Consider the following 16,855-nt stretch of genomic DNA (forward strand, 5'->3'; position numbering starts at 1 on the left):
GATATAATATATTAAATGAAAAAAATCCCTGACTCAGGAAACGAATTATGTCCAACTACACCATCTATCAAGAAGAGAATTTTACAGTTGAAACGAAAAACGAAATTTTTCAGGTCATGACGGAATCTTTTATGAAAAATCCGCTTGTCGGCGACTATTTTTTCCGCCAAAATGAAAAAAAGGTTTATGCTTTTATTCAAACGACAATCGAATATTACATGCGCCTCGGCGACATTATTGTTTGTAAAAACGAATCCGGAAAAATAGTTGCTGTCTGTGCGCTCGGCATGCCGGACATCGAACCGGTCTCTCTCGGCAGCGTGATTAAAAACGGCATGCTTTTGGATTTCATCGGCCTGATTTTCAAAGTCGGTCCGTCGGACGTGCAAAGAACGCTGAAGGCCGCCGACATCCTTGACGCCAATCATATCCATGAACCGCATTGCTATCTTTACATGCTTTCGTCTGTCGAAAAAGGAGCCGGCCGGGCTTTGCTCACCCAAGTGATTGACACGTACACGCAAGACAATATGATTTACTTTGAAAGCACCGTGACAAAAAATGATCACGCCTATTACAAGTCGTTTGGCGCCAAATCGATTGGCGAGACAACCATTGGCGGGATCAGTAATATGTTTTTTGTTTTTGAGAAAAAAGGAAATGAAATTTAAAAATAATGAGTGATGAATGCCAGAAGTAAAATAAAGAATCCAAAAAATCCGCTCATAAAGATATATGGGCGAATTTTTTTCTTGGAGTTATCTGTCTTTAAATAATCCGTTGAACCCAGCCAAATCATTCCGATTTGAAATGAAAACAGCCCAAATAAGGAAATGAAAACGTGCACTGGAAGGAGCAACAGATAATTTGCCGGATTGTCCCATCCGCCTGAAATAAAAAGGATGAATATCACAACAAACAGGACTGTTGTCAATAATACCGATTTTTTAAAATTTTGAGAAAACAGTCCATATAAGGCCGGACTAAAGACAAAAAGAGAAACTAAAAATGCGCCGCATGCGCGTCCGATCAAGTTTGGAAGACCAAAATAGGAATAAGCCATATTGTCAAGTCCCATCAAAAAAAACAAAATCACTGATAAAAGAATCGTTCCGATCAAGGCGAAATTGTTTGTTTTTTCACTTTGGTTAAATATTCCTGTCATTTTATCTTAGTCCAAATTTATCAAAATAAATGTCAAGAGATTTGCCAAAAAAAACATGAGTGAAAGAGATTTGTAAAATGTATTTTTCTTTGAATCAGAATCATTTTTTGCCATAAAATATCCGGCCAAACCGTTCAAAATCCCCAGACATAAAGAGGCCGTCAAAATTATTATTTGTGTGATTATATCCGGTCGCCATGTTGCTATTCCTAAACATAAAAGAACGGTCAAAAATCCAAGCGCAAAAGATTTTTTTGGGTTTTTTGAAATGAATCCGTAAATGATTCCGGTTGGGATTATTGTTAATATGAGAAGAAAGTAAACGATTCCACTGTAGAATGTTGATTCTAATGTAAATAACACACCGGTAATGATGCTCAATCCTAAAATAAGAACAAACAGGATGTTGTTCAATTTTTCATTTTGATTGGAATTTTGATTGGAGAGACCGCTCATTTTACCCCTTCTGGAATAAAAAAAGAAAAGGGAAGCATTACTTCCCCCAATCCATTAATTTTCACGAACGTCGTAAGTTGAAACAAATCGTTCTCGTTCTTGGATTTTTTGATTTTCAAATGCTTTTAAGGTTTCTTGATATTCCGATGTTTTTTCAATATTTTCAGATTTAACGGAGTCTGTTTTGATTTCAACATTGGAATTCGGACCGGTAATTAAAAGCGAACCATCCGGTTGGGCATAGGCGTAAAAGATGTAAATTTTACCTTCTTCCGGTAAGAAATCGTCTTCCGGTAAGATGTAATATTTTCTATCCTTGGTAATTCCGCCTTCTTTTAAAACAGGAATGGATTGATTTTGAACCAATTCTCCCTTAATATTTTCAACAACGGTGATGTAGTAGTTTGTATACGGGTCTCCGACTTCAACTTCTTTTATTTTACCATTTTCTTCAACCTCAATCATAACCGGAAACTTATATTCCGTGCCAGCGATTTTATCGACTTTGCCGACAAAAACATAATCAGCACTGCCGGCAAGTTCTTTGGGATCAGAAACGTTGATCACATACGTTGCATTTGTGTAATAAGTCGGAATCTCTTGAGATTTATTTGTATCAAATCCAAAATAACTGCTTAGCGTGTAATGTTTTTCATATTCGTTGGTAAAACAAATCTTTTCGTCTGTAATAAGCGGCGTCCCTGTTTTTTGAACAAAAACAATTGGCACATTTGAAAGCCCTTCCTCTTGAGCATGTGTTTCAATGATTTGAACCATCTTTCCCAAATCTTCCGTTGTCGTTTCCGGATTCACGCGAATGGTGATAAAACCACGAATATAACTCGTATGATTGAAAACATATCCATTGTTCTTTTCAAGAAGAACGGCAAGGTCGGGGTCTTCTTTCAATGCTTTTGTCACATTTTGAATAGATGTCCACCAATCAGCAGCATCTTCCAGAATCATTGACCTAAATGCAACATCAGGTTCATTGACATAAATCGGATCTTGTTCAAAAACAGGAAAAGCTCCGTAAAATGAAATCGTATTGTCGGAGTGGGCCTGTCTGTCAAAAACTTGTGATCCTTCGGACCATGTATATAACATCATCTTTTCCTGTTCATTGGCGTCACATACCCTTTCTTTTTCAGTTACCGTCCATCCGTGAAATTCCAGATAAATTCCGGCCAAAAGAACAAGTACAAAAGCACAAAGTAAAACAATCGCTATCAATTTTGAGTTTTTATCCAATCTGACACACCACCCTCTAAAATAAATTTAACAATAAAAAGTAGAATGAATGTACTATTATAATAAATGAGGGGTCTTTCTAAAAATTTTAATAAATTTGGATATATATTTTGTGAAAAATTTAATTGCTGATAAACCTCCAAACCACATAAATTAAATTCAACTGTTATCTCCTCGATAAAAAAAGGCGCCAAAGCGCCTTTTTCTTTTTTAAATCAAATAATTAGAAAAGATGATTCAGGTTTAAATCTGAACCCAAATTCAAAAAATTAAACTCTCATATCGATTTTCATCTTTTCAAGAGCGGACAAGTACTGAATTTCTTCGCCTTCCTTGACTTTTCCCATATATTCTTCCGGAATCGGAATTTCAAAGGTGGTGAAGTCGGCGAGGTCCATGATTTGCGCCATGTTGCCGGAGATGGACAAGACTTGAGCGCTTTTTCTCTCGACGATCGGGACGTAAACTTTGGTCGAAACTGAACTCACGGTGGAGCGTTTCTGGTTGTCAAAGATGCCGATGGCGTCAATTCTTGCTTTGGCGGCGCCGTGCTTTCCGGGTTTGGATTTGGCGATGCTTTTGATAATGCAGGCTTCGTCGTCAATGATAACGTATCTGCCTTCTTTTAATTCCTTCACTTCAACTTGTTCTTTCATGTAATATTCCTCTCAAAAACGGGATTAACGTGATAAATAGAATAGATTTTAATCGAATTTCAAAAAAATGGAACTCTCAATAATAATCTGTGTAATTGATTACGTTTAAACAGAAGAAGGAGTATATAACGCTTTTTCTAAAAGAAAATTCCTCGCTGCGCTCGAAATTTTCCATGGGCGGTGGGAGTCTGAATCCGTAAAGTCGCTTCTCGAATGGCCCCTGATCGCTCTAAGTTTGGTTTTTTCTTGTTCCCGTTTTGCACCTTTGCGTTTCTAACAATACAGGTTTTTCCTGTTCCGGTTTTGCACCTTTGCGTTTCTAACAATACAGGTTTTTCCTGTTCCCGTTTTGCATCTTTGTGTTTCTAACAATACAGGTTTTTCCTGTTCCGGTTTTGCACCTTTGCGTTTCTAACAATACAGGTTTTTCTTGTTCCCGTTTTGCACCTTTGTGTTTCTAACAATACAGTTTTTTCTTGCTCCCGTTTTGCATCTTTTGTTTTCCAACAATACACATGTTTACTTGTTCCAATTTGAATCTACTGCCAACTATTCCAATCCAAAATGTACGCGGTATCCGCTTAAACAGACGCTTTGCGTCTGTTTAAGCGTGATGATTTTCTTGGGATTACAAAAAAAGCGGACCTGAAACTATAAAATTAAATAAAAATCGAATCCGTCAACAACGAACGTTGAAAAAATCAACCCCAAGGTTTTGAAATCCAAAAGAAGAACCATCACCATAACGCGCGCGCACGCAGCGCCGCCCAAAAAAGAAAAAAGAAGATTTGAGACAATCAAATCTCAAACCCAACTTCCGATCTCGGTTTAATTTGAACCAAAATGTAGTCGTTCAACTTTGATTTTGTAATGTCGGCAATATCGCAAAGCTTCGGCCCTTCGTCGAATTCCACATTTTCCACTTTCTCGTGGAACAAATCGTACGGCAGCTTCACACGAATGCCGGACAATTTCAGCGACAACGGCGCCGGCGCCAAACTGAGTCCGATTTCAGGAACCTGGTTTTCAATTTCTTTCATCGCCCGCGCCGGAAGCACGGCCGGCGGATCGCGTGCAATCTCGTCGCGCATTTTATCGGCAAGTTCCGACACTTTTTCATTCAAAACGTCCAAGGAATCAATTTCATCCGCGCCGCGCAAGCGGTGAGACAAGCGCCCGAGGCGCCCGACATAAACGTCTGCGCCGTCAATGTCTTCCACATTAATGTCCGTCGGACCGCCGGTGGCGACAATCGGAATCTCAATGCCTTCAAAAAGGCGGGGCTTGTGGTACATAATACAATCCTTAAACGAGCCGAGACAAAAAACGGAAATGTCATGCTCGTTGATCAGGCGCCGTTCATAATCGTCATTCAAGGACACGCGCTTTCCCATGCCGCGGGCCAAACCGATCATCGTCGTTTTCGCGCCCGGGTGGCGTAAATATTCTGCAATGTCGCACGCGGAGTGCGGCAAGTGGTGAGACGCCAAGGTCGGCGACACAACGGCAATCTCAACGCCGGTCAGTGGTGATTTTGTCAGTGATCCGAGCAGCTTTTTCGCGAGTTCCTCAAGCAGAGGCACGTCCTCGCGCGGCACCATCATGTCCATCGTGACTTCCGCAACGGAAACCATCTTGGACACCAAATAACCGCCGACGTCTTCCAATAATTCGATCACAAGACCGTGCTTGTAAACGCCGCCGTTAAACACATAAGGCTCAAAAACCGTCATGACGCTTCCTCCTCTCTGTTCACGCGTTCACGTTTCTCTTTTCCTTCCGTCAGTCTCGATTCCCGGGAACCCGGCTGCTTGGCCACCTGTCCGCTTTCCGCCGCTTCCGAACCGACCTTGACGGTTTTCAGTTCTTCCACCATTTGTTCGCCGCGCGCCAGCCATTCCTTTTCCAAAATGTCTTCCGACGCGACAAACAAAAACTCATTGTTCTCAAACGTGTGGTAGCGAACACGGAATCCTTCCGGAACGGCCCGAATCGCAAATTCAATCAAATTGGAATGTAAACTCTGGGACGGATTCGCAATGATTTCATTTTGAATCTTGCTCACTTCCGCCACCGGATCGTCCGTTGAAACCAAAATCGTCCAGCGGTCCGCCTGGTTCACATTGGCCGGCGTGTACGTGTTCCATAAAAACTGTGTCAGCTCCGGCATATATTTTTCCCGCTCAATCGACAGGCTCACAAAACCTTTTCCGCCTTCGTAAGCCGTCTCCACCTTGGACATATCCGAAACCCGTATCGGAATTTCGACGTCGCGCAAAAGAATCGCCATAATAAAAAGCGCTTTTTTCGGAACGACTTCCACCCGGATCCGGCCGATTGCGGACGCGAGACGCAAATCCGACATCACGTCGGCGATAATGTCGTGGTACACAAGCGCTTCGCTCGGCACTTCCGAATCCACGACAAAATACTCCAGCGGTTCCATAACGGCCATGCGCTCAATCCTCCACAAATCCGGATGACAAAAGTGCAGCGCCAACCGCGCCGATATATTGCGAATTTTTCGGAACCACAACTTTCACATTGAGAAGGTCGCCCAGCTCCCGCGGGACGCCCTTAATCAAAGACGAACCGCCGACCAAAATGACCGGCTCTCTCACGTCTACTTCCTGCAATTGCTGCTGGAAAATCTGTTCGACCACACTGCGGCAAGCCGCTGCAGCGACGTCTTTGGGCAGCGAACCCTTTGCCAGCGAATTGACTAACGACTGCGTTCCGAAAACGATACAGTAACTGTTCATGTTGACTTTCTTCTGGTCGCCTTGCATCGCCAAGTCGCCCAGTTCCGTAATGTCGACATTCAAACGCTTGGCCACCGTTTCAAAGAAACGCCCCGAAGCGCCGGCGCAAATGCCGCCCATCGTGAACATGCCGGGAATACCGTCTTCCACGGAAATGGCTTTGTTGTCCATGCCGCCGATATCAATGACGGTTGCCGGACCTTTCTGACAGTCTGCCAAATAAACGGCGCCCTTCGAGTTCACCGTGATTTCTTCCTGAACTAAATCCGCGTTAAAGCCTTCGCCGACCAAGTATCGGCCGTAACCGGTGGTCCCGAGCGCCTGAACATCTTCGCGTTTGATGCCGGCCATTTCCAATGCCGCCGAATAAGCCGCTTCCGCGCTGGCAATCACTTCGTTGGTCGGCACCCAGCCGAACCCGACGATCTGGTTGTCCTTCATCACAACCGCTTTCGTGGTCGTCGATCCGGAATCAATGCCGGCCGTAATGCCGTGCTGCGTTTCGCGAGCCAGCAAGTGGCGGCGCTTGGCAATCGTCGTCAGCGCTTCAAAACGGGTGTAAAGCGTCGCAGCGTCCGTCTGTTCCGTAAACGAATAACTGATCACCGGAATGTCGGAATACTTGTGAATGTAGCGTCGAACCTCGTTTCTGACGATGGCCGCTTCCGCGCACCGGAAACAGGTTGTAATAAAAACGCCGTCCGCCATGGTTTCGCCGCGAACGACCGCTTGCGCGCGCGCCATCATGAGTCGCAGATCGCCGCTGGCCGCGTCAATACCGAAATCCTTTCCGATCGTGTCAAGGCTTTCTATTTCAATTTCCGGATAAATGAATTCCGCATTCACTTTCGCCGCCGCCGCTTCAAAAGCCGGCTGAACGCCGCCGTATTCGGTGCCGCAGGAAACGAGCGCAATCTTCACTTTTGCCTCCTTCTTTTCCTTTTTCGGCGCAACGGTCTCCGGTCCTTTTTCGAAGTTTTTCGGCGGTTCCGAATCCAAACATAATTTTTCTTCGCCGGCATTTGCCATCTTCAGCGGTGCAATTTTGCTCTTGTCGCTCATTTTATTCACCGCCTTGGGCGTTGACGCTGTCTTTGGGAATCGTTTTCAAGAAATCCATTACGGTGTACACAAATTCATGCATTTGCTCTTCATTTTGCGGATATTTGATTTCCAGAATCGCTTTGCGGTCCAGAAGCGTCCGCACCTGGTATTTGGACAGTTCGTTTGTCCGGTTGCAGCCGGAGCAGCCGAAATCCGCCGGTGCGCCTTCAACGATAATCGCCGCTTCGGATTTTTCTGCGAGCGGTCCGAGAAGCGCCATGCGTCCGCGAACGCCGGCCGGCACTTCAATCGCCGCGTATTTCAGACCGGCTTTCGGGTCTTCCGCCGTAATGTTGAGCGGCGGGGAATCCACACTGAGTTTTGTCACTTTTTCACGAACTTGGTTCATGATAACCAACGGCTCGTGACCGGAACGGGTGACCAGATCCGCTAAAATAAAACTGTTTGTCGGATAGACGAAAATTTTTGCCAAAACATCCACCTCATATTGAAAATATTACTTTTTTAATTTTAATTAACGTTCATAAGTGTCTTCTGATAGAGGAAATTCAAAGCCAAATTTCATACACATTAGTTTGGCAATTCTTACAGATGGGGTCCAACCTCCACAACAGGATGGACTTAAAGCGATTGTAATCATTTCAATAAATTCCATATTTTCTATTAGTTTATCGCAAAGCATTTCGATAAACTCATCATTGATAAATTGAATTATTTTTTGTTGTTCGCTCTCTTCATCTTTTATAAAAAAATAATCAATATCAATGTTAACAATCCAACGGTTTTTATCTCTAGTTGAATTAAATTCTAAGTCTTCTATGAATTGACATAGTTCTGTTACGGATAAAGTATCAATGCTAAAGCGCTCCTGGTTAAGGTCTAAACTAGGGTTTGAACGTTTCTCCAAATACTAAGGATATGCATATGAAGCTAAATGTCTATCTCTATAACCATGACATGAAAAAATACGTCTTTTAAACCACTGGGGAAATACTTGATAAACCAATGAAATGTAATTATCCCATTGGAATAATTGGCATCTATGCAGTGGATTACCCTCAAATTTTAGATCTATAAATGAGTCTAGATCCATTTTTTGATTATCTGATATTAATTTAGGATAATTTCCCAATAGATCTTTTGGAAATGGTCCTCCCAAATCATAATGCTGGTCAATGTGAAAATAGTTATAATCTTTGGAAGCGTCTAACTTTTGAAGCCACACATAGGCAGCAGCGAGGTGGTTATCCATTACATATATATTCCCCCTATTGAATAATAGGTTTAATTTTGTATTTGGCCTATCATCTTCTAATCTATTCGGTGGATTTTTTATCCATCCCATAATTTAACTCCTGTATGTGTTATTCTTTTTTACTTGAATCATCTTCATTCAATGTCTCGTTGATGAAATCTTCCATCTTAAAGGACGACGGTTTTTTCGGCCAGTTCGCCGGCGCCTTTTGGACGCCTTCGTCGTAATCGTCAAGCGCTTCGCCGACTTCGCCCATGCGTGAAATTTCGGCGTGCAGCGTATAGAATCCGGGACGTTGTCCACCGTTTCGAGTCGCGCGGCAGCGCCGCTTGTCGCCGGCCGGGAAGCCGCGGTCTTTGACGAAAATATGGTTGTAATCCAAAGCTTGAACCGCTTTCACGACGGCGTTCACATTCTCCTCTTTGCCCGTGATCACGAGCCCGTAACAGGTTTCTTTGAGAGACACCGGATAACCGGCGGCGTAAGCCGCTTGGGCGGCGTCGGCGGGCAGAACTTTGTCGGAACTGACGGCGATAATTTTGGTAATTTCGTTGGATTTGGATTCGTTTTCCGTTTCCGGCGCATCGGTTGCTGCCGGATTTTCCGTTTGGCTCGTCATTTCTTTTCCTCCGGTTGTATTGATTCCGGTCCGTCTGCGCCCGGTTCTTCCATGTCCGCTTCATCGTCGTCTTTCAGGCCGAGGAGCAGGCGTTTGGCGCTTTCGCCATAAACTTCTTTGATGTAAATGCGGTCGCCCTCTTGCAAATTTTTCAAATTCTCGGGGTTGAGCACTTTTCCGATGATGTTGGTCGCGCCGAATTTTTCGCCGGTCGGGCCGAACATGGTTTCATCGACCAAGCGGACGCCGACATAACCCATTCTTTTGGCGGATTGGTTGGTAATGCCCAAGTCGCAGGCTTTCACCATGTCGGTGGGTACGTTTTCCGGCATGATTTCTTTGTATTTTTCCGCCTGTTTTTCGGCTTTGAAAATGTAAGTGTCGTCGTAAATCATTGACGACGGCAGCGCGCCGATCGGTTTTGTTTTCAGTTCGATCGCGTGCCTGAAAAACTCAATGGTTTTGGGCGCCAGGTCGTAATAAAATTCCACTTCAATCAATTTGGACCGCGCAACGGCGGTGACTTTGACTTCGCCCTGCTGAAGCACTTCCAATGATGTTCCCGGTGTTTGCTGAACAATCACATTGTCGGGACCGTCGTATCCGTCATGGGTAAATTTCACGTCGATGGAATCAAGCAACGCTTTGGACTCTTCAATCGTGTGTCCGAGAAGCATAATGTATGGCGGAGACGTTTCCACGGAGAATTTGTCGCCCGGTGCCGTAAAATAAGGCAGTTCCATCCCGTAAATCACATGGCCGATCACGGAGTGCAGGAGGCTGGACGCCCGGTTGGCGGTGGAAATGTAAATGCGTCCGCGTCCGGTGCCGGCGGTCCGCAGCGACACGGCGCCGATTTTGCGCGGTTCGAAGTTTTCGTAGTCGCACGGTTCGCCTTTGAGTGTGTCGTCGGAGCGGAAAGCAAAAGCGGTTGAGTTGATTTGGAACGTTCCGTCTTTTGTGAGCGCGTAAAACGTTTCGGCGCCGCTCGGGGAATGCGGGGACAGTTCAATTTCGGCAAACGTAATCAAACGGTCGCCGTCTTCCAATTTTGTGGATAAATCGGATGTGCAGAAGCCTTGAAGGGCGGATTCTTCTTTGACGTAAGGTTCCACCGATTCGATGACGTCGCCGCGCTGCAGCTTTTCCAAATTGGTCCGGCCGGCGATCAGTGTCGCAAAGACGCCGTCGGAAGGCGTTCCGTATTCGGCGTAATGTTCTTTTTTACAAATAATCAGTGTGGTTTGGGACGGATCAAATCCGCCGGCGCCGAGGAACACATCGTATTTCCGGTAGCGTTTGATCCCTTTGGATACGTCGTAATCGCAGTCAAACGGGCCGAATGAAACGGCATTTTGATTCTCCAGAAGAACCGGATGCTTCAAATCTTTGTATTTTTCCAGCCATATTTTCGCCGAAACAGATGCCGGATCCTTGAGCTCAATGATCAAAACGCCTTTGGACGTTTTAATCGTGAATTCTTTGGTCGGCGCTGCGTCTTCTTTGGCTGTCTTTTTGACAATGCAAACCGACGCGCCGGGCGCATAAGGGTGGCCGAAATGCGGCACGGCGTCGGCGAGTGTTGCGCCGGCTTTGACCGTTTTTGCGGCGCCGTCAATTTCAACATTTATTTCTGCCATAATTTCAAATCTCCCTCAAAGATGATTTTACGATGACGATTACGATGATTCGTGATGATTCGATTGATGTTGTCAGACGCAGTATCCGCTGTCCGTATTAACGTCGCCTTTTGATTCGTCCTTTTCGGCGAATTCATCCAATTCAGCTTTGCCTGGTCCTTTTCCTTTTTTGTTTTTGTCGGCGTCGTCTTTGTCTTTTTCGCCGGGTTTGCACTTTTTCACGGCGTCTTTTTCACCCATCAGATGCGCGACGATGTCTTTGGGCTCGCCCGTGGCGACAATTTTTCCGTCCTTCATGAAGGCGACGCGGTCGCAAACTTCTTGAACGAAATCCATGTCGTGGGACACGATAATAAACGTTTCACCCAGCTTTTCGCGGGCGTTTAAAATGGAATTGGTCACGGACGCCCGGGTCAGCGGGTCCATGGTGCCGGTCGGCTCGTCCATAATCACAATCAACGGCTCTTTCATCAACACTTGCGCCATCGCGACGCGGTGGCGTTCGCCTTCGCTGAGTTCGGACGCATGTTTTTCCAGAATGCTTTTGGCGGCTGTTTCCGTAAATCCGGCGACTTTGAGCGCTTGAATCGCTTTTCGGACGCCGAGTTCGTACGGGAGGTCCAAGCTGATGGATTCGGTTAAATTTTCAATGATGCAGCTGTGCGGGTACAAGCTGTATTCCTGATAGAGGATGCCCATATATTTGGAGGCGCGGCCTTTTTGATTCACGCCGGGAATGGTCATGTCGACCCATTCTTCGCCGATGCGGACGTTGATTGCGCCGGAGGTCGGCGGTAAAACGCCGATGAGCATTTTGGACGTGGATGTTTTTCCGGCGCCGGAAAGACCGATGAGGCCGAAAATTTCTTTTTCGTAGACGTCAAAAGAGATGTCGTCGACGGCACGGACGACGCCGCGGTCGACCGACACGAATTTTTTGGTCAGGTGTTCGACTTTAATGATGGGTTCGCCGAAGCTGTCCGGTTTTTTGACGTCGATTTCGGCGTGGCTGCGCATGAACCGGCTGACGATTTCTTTCGGGTCGCCGATGTCGACGACTTCGCCGTTGTCGAGCAGCACGGCTTTGTGGGCGAGTTCTAAAATCACATCCGGCCAGTGGGATGTGATAATCATGGACATTTTTCGGGTTTCGACGGCGTTCATGATCACTTGGTGCACGAGTTCCGCATTCATCGGGTCCAGTGTTCCGGTCGGTTCGTCGGCGAGCAGAATGAGCGGCTCTTTCACGAGCTGGCGGGCGAGAACGACGCGCTGCTTTTCGCCGCCGGAGAGTTCGCGGGCGATGTGAAGCATCCGGTGGGACATGTTGACTTCTTCGAGAAGGTCGGCCGCTTTTTTAATTGTGTCCGTTCCCTGGTAACCGACTTCTGTGAGCGCGTTTAAAATGTTGGTGAGAACGCTGTCGTCGCCGTAAAGGGCGAACGTGCGCTGAATCATAATGGAAATGCGTTTCGTCACGTCTTTTCTTTCTTCGTCGTAAAGTCCGGACGCGACAAAGTCAACGGTGTAAGGTTTTAATTTTTCGCCGCATCCGCAGCTGCAAGTTTGTCCGGCCATGCTTGAAAATTCAACGCGGTGACAGCCGTCGCATTTGGAAATGTGGTATAATACTTCGCCGGTGATGTGTCCGACGTGTTCCGTTCCTCTTAAGACGTGCATTAAAATTGTTTTTCCGGCGCCGCTTTTTCCGAGGATGCCGATGACTTCGCCTTCTTCAACCGTTAAATTAACGTTTTTGAGGACAAATTTGCCGTCAAAATCCACGGACAGATTTTTGACCTCAATAAATGCTGACATTAAAATTTTCCTCCGTAATCATTTTCATTGAATCGATGTCGATTTTATCTTAATTTGGGGTGGCTTCATCATTCATATGTAATGTAATGAAATGTGATTTCTATTTTATGAGATTCTATTAATAATCTGTGACTGAAATATCTACGACAATATCATCTTGCCGATTTATATTAAATTGCCTCTATTTATATCTTCATTTTTTAATAATAATATGAGAAAAAGAGTTTTCACTAAATAGGAATTATTCCTATTTAATGGTTTTTAGATTTATTTCGTTTTTTATTTTTAATACTTTTAATATTTTTAATTGGTCTGCATTTCAGAAATCTTTGAGAATATCGACGCATTGTCCCAAATCATCGACGACGAAATCAGCCGATTCTTTCAGTTCGTCCGGCGTGTGGTAATTGTGCCGGCTGATGAGTATGCCGCAGTCGGCGGCTTCCAGCGCCAACATATCGTTGAGGCCGTCGCCGACCATGGCGACAAACGGATAATGGTTTTCGAGGTCCAGAATAATTTCGAGTTTGCGTTGGTCGTTGCGCAGTCCAAAGACGTTTTCGTCCGGAATGCCCAGCTTTTCGGACACGCGGTACAGATTATCGAAATTGTCGCCCGACGCGATAAAGATGTCGTATTCGTTCCGAAGCGCGTCCATGACGTGGCGCGCGTTGTCGAACAATTTTCCGCCCGTGCTCATCACGTAGGAAATTTTATCGACGCGGGCGTCGGCGACGAATCCGGAAACTTCGTAAATGATGTCGTCAAAAAAGTCGACGGCTTTTTGGTTTGTTTCATGGAAATGGGCGATTTGCGTTTCGTCCGACAAAAGGATTCGGGAAATGTCGCCGGTTTCAAAACCTTTGGTGGCGTAGGCGACGCCGAACGGGATTTGTTCCGTCCGTAAAAAGTCGGACAGCAGCAATTCCGGGTCTTGGTCTTTGATGAGATCGACCGGCGCGTCTAAAATCACCAGTCCGCAACGTTCCGTTTTGGAAACGAGCTGTAAATTGTCGGCTTCGGAAAGCACCGTTCCCGATTCCATTTCTTTGGTGACGCGGTACATTTCGACCAGCGTTCCCGCACAGTCAAAAACGACCGCTTTTTGTTTAAAAGATTCCATGATGTGAAAAGTCTAAGTTTGACTATAAACCTTTGCAATTTCATCTTTTTTGGCGAGCGGCATGCGCGCGCGTTATGGCGATACTTTTTCTTTTGTATTTCAAAACCTGTTGGCAGTTTTTTGTTTGTTTTTCTTTTAATTTGGGGTTGCTTTTTCCCAATTTACTCCCAAGAAAACCGTCCCGCTTAAACAGACGCAAAGCGTCTGTTTAAGCGGGTACCGTATGCAATCAGATGCAGCACAGCACAAAAAATTGTTACAAACCGGAACAAGAATCATGTATATTATTAGAAGCGGCTGGTGCAAATCGGATTAGGAAATATGTGTATTGTTAGAAACAGTTGATGCAAAACGGATTAGGAAACATGTGTATTGTTAGAAACAGTTGATGCAAAACGGATTAGGAAACATGTGTATTGTTAGAAACAGTAGATGCAAAACGGTACCAAGAAAACAACTGTATTTTTAGAAACGCTGATGTAAAACGGTACCAAGAAAGACCTGTATTTTTGGAAACAACAGATACAAACTGCAATCTAAAAAACAGTCACCTGCAGATGCAATCTGAAAACAGTCACCTGTAGGTGCAACTGAAATTTAAAAAACAGAAAATGCAAACTGAAACAGATAACTTGAAAAAAGGAAAATTGTTGAAAAATTGATTTCTCAATTTTTCATTTTGTTGAATCAGAAATGAGAAGTTAGTTTTCAATAACTTCTTCAATTTCAACGACTTCGATTGTCTCGTTGCCGGCCGCATCGACTTCTTCGACGACGATGACTTCTTCAACAACGGTTGCTTGTTGCGGAACTCTTCTCTGGCTCGGTGTTTTGATGACTTCGGTCTTGCGGACTTCGACACGTCTGAGCGGGTAGATGTTTTTGGTTTGCTTGTAGATCGCGGAGGACATCTTTCCGGTGACGATTTCTTGGATCAAGTCTTCGAAGTTGGATTTGACGGCGCGGCGAACCACGATTCTGGTCATCAAGTTGCGGATGGCTTTGATCTGGCTGGTTCTGGCTCTCTTGACGGTGAAGCAGGTCGGTTTGATGGAAACGATGTATCCGTCTGCGGTTCTGACGGTCAGCATCGCGTCGATCTTGGACGTTTGGCGCTTCACGATGGAGCGGAGGTAGTCGTTGGTGAGCATGTGGCCCAAAAAGGCGGTTTCAGCGACATCGCCGTTGACGCGGACGACTCTGAATCTCATTTTCATGTTGTTTTTGGACATGTCGTTGGTCATTTCGCCGACGGTGGTTTCGATGATTCTGTCAATCATCAAAGCCGGGTCGGAAGCAACGGTTTGTCCGACGACGGTTCTGTTTAAGAATTCCGGGGCGACGATGTTGTACCATTTCTTCTCTTTCCAGCTGTCCACTTTCTTTTGTTGTTTTCTTGCCATAATTGGTTCCTCCGATTGTGAGATTAAACTTTATTTTAATTTATTTTAATTTTTAATTTATTTCTTAATTTTTCATTTTTGAGACACGACTCAATAAAGGATGAATGAATAAAGCAAAGATTGTTAAAAACGTTATAATGAATTGTCAAAATTATTATAATCGATTTAAGAATCGGTTGGCTTTAAAATTCGGTTTGCCTTTGGACAACGCCGCCATCATGATGATTCAAATCAAAAGTGCAGACTGTTGTCTCTCGAATTTTCAAGAGCCGCTGTGATTCCGAAAAACGGAATCGGGATAAATAAGAATAAAATTTGGATTGGCGAGGTGAAAAGTCTTTTTTCGTATATAAAGAATATGGTTCATAAAATTATGAAAAAATAGGGGAAGATCGGAATGATTTCAAATTCCATTCCTTTCATCCGATATGAATTTATTGTTTACTTTGAAACCTGTTCACATTTCATGACGCCGGTTCAGAAACAAACCGGTGATTGCATCCGTGCTTGAACGGATGTCATATTTTGAACGGGCGTCATTATAAACGACGGATCTCGCAATTTCTTTGGCGGAAACGATGGCGGATTTTGACGTTTGATTGGCAGCGGATTTCGCCAGCAAAAACAAAATGTATGGAATGTACATCACAACAATTCCCAGAGACACTTTTTTGGAAAAAACCATGGTCATGTCCGTTAAAGCCAGCGTTGATATGACGGCCAATCCGGTCCATGTGATGATTTTGATGGGATCGGTCGATTCAAACAAATGAACCAGCGGCCAAGATAAGCACAACGTTGCCATGTATCCGATCAAAAACAGCGTCATGAAGTATCCGGTCAAAACAACCATGCTGACTGCCATTTGTTTAAAGACGCTTGTTGCGGAAATATCATTTTTCATCTCTTCTCCTCCTTTTTTCAAATTTTTATTTCAATAGATCGTTTCTTTTTTCAAGTCTTTGCGAAAGTCTTTGAGGACAAAAGCAATGCCGATTCCCGTGAAAAAGATCAGTAAAGCCACGGATGAAAATCCGGCGATGTTTTTCAAGACGATCGACCAATAATCGTTTTCAAGGCCGAGTTCCGTTGAAACCCGCATGATCAGAGCCGTTGCCGCCAGCAGAAATAAAACACAAATCGTTCCCATCGTCATGGAAATCAGAAAATTCCCCAGATAATAGAAATTCAATAGTGTTGCCGACAAAAATCTTTCAAACATCAGGTCATCCTCCGGATCTAAACTATTTTGGATGCAGTATTTACTCTGTAAAACCTGATGTTATTTACGTCTTTCTATTTAATTTTATAGAGTAAAAAAGATACTAATGAATTAGATAGAATCTGTTTTAGATAATATGAAAATAGAAAAAATAGAATAAACTGAAATAAAAACAAAATAAAAACAAAATAAAAACAAAATTTAAAAAGCAGAAACAAAACAGTCAATAAAATGAGCAAAATAATAAAAAAAGAATCAAAAGAAGTCAATCAGACTTCTTCCGCTTCAAACATTTCTTTTCCTTCGCCGCAAATCGGGCAGCACCAGTCGTCCGGCAAGTCTTCAAACGGTGTCTCTTCATCGTAAATGTAGCCGCAAACTGTGCAAACGTATTGAATCGCCATATTTTTCACAATCTCC

The 16,855-nt window shown here is 44.3% G+C and carries 19 protein-coding genes; 1 reads left to right on the forward strand and 18 read right to left on the reverse strand.

The genetic code is table 11. The annotated features are described in order from the left end of the window. Positions 1-47: 47 nt before the first annotated feature. Complete coding sequence (locus MsAg5_RS00640) at positions 48-671, forward strand: hypothetical protein (RefSeq protein ID WP_338098679.1); 624 nt, start codon at positions 48-50, stop codon at positions 669-671. Here MsAg5_RS00640 and MsAg5_RS00645 read toward each other — a convergent pair. From MsAg5_RS00645 to MsAg5_RS00730, 18 genes are all read right to left on the reverse strand, one after another. Continuing rightward, positions 668-1,165 carry a hypothetical protein gene (locus tag MsAg5_RS00645; protein WP_338098680.1) on the reverse strand — a complete coding sequence of 166 codons (498 nt, stop codon included), beginning with the start codon at positions 1,163-1,165 and terminating at the stop codon, positions 668-670. The genes MsAg5_RS00640 and MsAg5_RS00645 overlap by 4 nt on opposite strands. A 6-nt stretch (positions 1,166-1,171) precedes the next feature. Continuing rightward, positions 1,172-1,621, reverse strand: coding sequence for a hypothetical protein (locus tag MsAg5_RS00650; protein WP_338098681.1), 450 nt, complete (start codon positions 1,619-1,621; stop codon positions 1,172-1,174). Between the two features lie 54 nt (positions 1,622-1,675). Further along, positions 1,676-2,731 (reverse strand): hypothetical protein, encoded by a 1,056-nt coding sequence (locus MsAg5_RS00655; RefSeq protein ID WP_338098682.1) that lies wholly within the window; start codon positions 2,729-2,731, stop codon positions 1,676-1,678. A gap of 410 nt (positions 2,732-3,141) precedes the next feature. Beyond that, on the reverse strand, positions 3,142-3,528 hold the full coding sequence (locus tag MsAg5_RS00660) for a translation initiation factor IF-5A (protein WP_338098683.1): 387 nt from the start codon (positions 3,526-3,528) through the stop codon (positions 3,142-3,144). Positions 3,529-4,325: 797 nt separating this feature from the next. Next, positions 4,326-5,261 carry a methanogenesis marker 7 protein gene (locus MsAg5_RS00665; RefSeq protein WP_338098684.1) on the reverse strand — a complete coding sequence of 312 codons (936 nt, stop codon included), beginning with the start codon at positions 5,259-5,261 and terminating at the stop codon, positions 4,326-4,328. After that, positions 5,258-5,983, reverse strand: a complete 726-nt coding sequence (locus MsAg5_RS00670) for a methanogenesis marker 17 protein (protein ID WP_338098685.1) — start codon at positions 5,981-5,983, stop codon at positions 5,258-5,260. The genes MsAg5_RS00665 and MsAg5_RS00670 overlap by 4 nt, the downstream gene beginning before the upstream one ends. A gap of 4 nt (positions 5,984-5,987) precedes the next feature. Further along, positions 5,988-7,352, reverse strand: a complete 1,365-nt coding sequence (locus MsAg5_RS00675; RefSeq protein WP_338098686.1) for a methanogenesis marker 15 protein — start codon at positions 7,350-7,352, stop codon at positions 5,988-5,990. Position 7,353: 1 nt separating this feature from the next. Next, on the reverse strand, positions 7,354-7,827 hold the full coding sequence (locus MsAg5_RS00680) for a methanogenesis marker 5 protein (protein WP_338098687.1): 474 nt from the start codon (positions 7,825-7,827) through the stop codon (positions 7,354-7,356). Positions 7,828-7,869: 42 nt separating this feature from the next. Further along, positions 7,870-8,262, reverse strand: coding sequence for a hypothetical protein (locus MsAg5_RS00685; RefSeq protein ID WP_338098688.1), 393 nt, complete (start codon positions 8,260-8,262; stop codon positions 7,870-7,872). A gap of 3 nt (positions 8,263-8,265) precedes the next feature. Then, positions 8,266-8,700 carry a UPF0489 family protein gene (locus MsAg5_RS00690; RefSeq protein ID WP_338098689.1) on the reverse strand — a complete coding sequence of 145 codons (435 nt, stop codon included), beginning with the start codon at positions 8,698-8,700 and terminating at the stop codon, positions 8,266-8,268. Positions 8,701-8,719: 19 nt separating this feature from the next. Then, on the reverse strand, positions 8,720-9,229 hold the full coding sequence (locus MsAg5_RS00695; protein ID WP_338098690.1) for a methanogenesis marker 6 protein: 510 nt from the start codon (positions 9,227-9,229) through the stop codon (positions 8,720-8,722). Beyond that, positions 9,226-10,869, reverse strand: coding sequence for a methyl-coenzyme M reductase-associated protein Mmp3 (mmp3, locus tag MsAg5_RS00700; RefSeq protein ID WP_338098691.1), 1,644 nt, complete (start codon positions 10,867-10,869; stop codon positions 9,226-9,228). Before mmp3 ends, MsAg5_RS00695 begins: the two co-directional genes overlap by 4 nt. A 72-nt stretch (positions 10,870-10,941) precedes the next feature. Continuing rightward, positions 10,942-12,687, reverse strand: coding sequence for a methyl coenzyme M reductase system, component A2 (gene atwA, locus MsAg5_RS00705; protein ID WP_338098692.1), 1,746 nt, complete (start codon positions 12,685-12,687; stop codon positions 10,942-10,944). Between the two features lie 319 nt (positions 12,688-13,006). Further along, positions 13,007-13,810 (reverse strand): HAD family hydrolase, encoded by an 804-nt coding sequence (locus MsAg5_RS00710; RefSeq protein WP_338098693.1) that lies wholly within the window; start codon positions 13,808-13,810, stop codon positions 13,007-13,009. A gap of 701 nt (positions 13,811-14,511) precedes the next feature. Next, positions 14,512-15,213 carry a 30S ribosomal protein S3ae gene (locus MsAg5_RS00715; protein ID WP_338098694.1) on the reverse strand — a complete coding sequence of 234 codons (702 nt, stop codon included), beginning with the start codon at positions 15,211-15,213 and terminating at the stop codon, positions 14,512-14,514. Positions 15,214-15,670: 457 nt separating this feature from the next. After that, positions 15,671-16,117 (reverse strand): hypothetical protein, encoded by a 447-nt coding sequence (locus MsAg5_RS00720; protein WP_338098695.1) that lies wholly within the window; start codon positions 16,115-16,117, stop codon positions 15,671-15,673. 30 nt (positions 16,118-16,147) lie between these two features. Next, positions 16,148-16,435 (reverse strand): hypothetical protein, encoded by a 288-nt coding sequence (locus tag MsAg5_RS00725; protein WP_338098696.1) that lies wholly within the window; start codon positions 16,433-16,435, stop codon positions 16,148-16,150. A gap of 269 nt (positions 16,436-16,704) precedes the next feature. Further along, positions 16,705-16,839, reverse strand: coding sequence for a rubredoxin (locus tag MsAg5_RS00730; RefSeq protein WP_338098697.1), 135 nt, complete (start codon positions 16,837-16,839; stop codon positions 16,705-16,707). Between the last annotated feature and the right edge of the window lie 16 nt (positions 16,840-16,855).

The organism is Methanolapillus africanus, assembly GCF_032714475.1.
Lineage (GTDB): Archaea > Halobacteriota > Methanosarcinia > Methanosarcinales > Methanosarcinaceae > Methanolapillus > Methanolapillus africanus.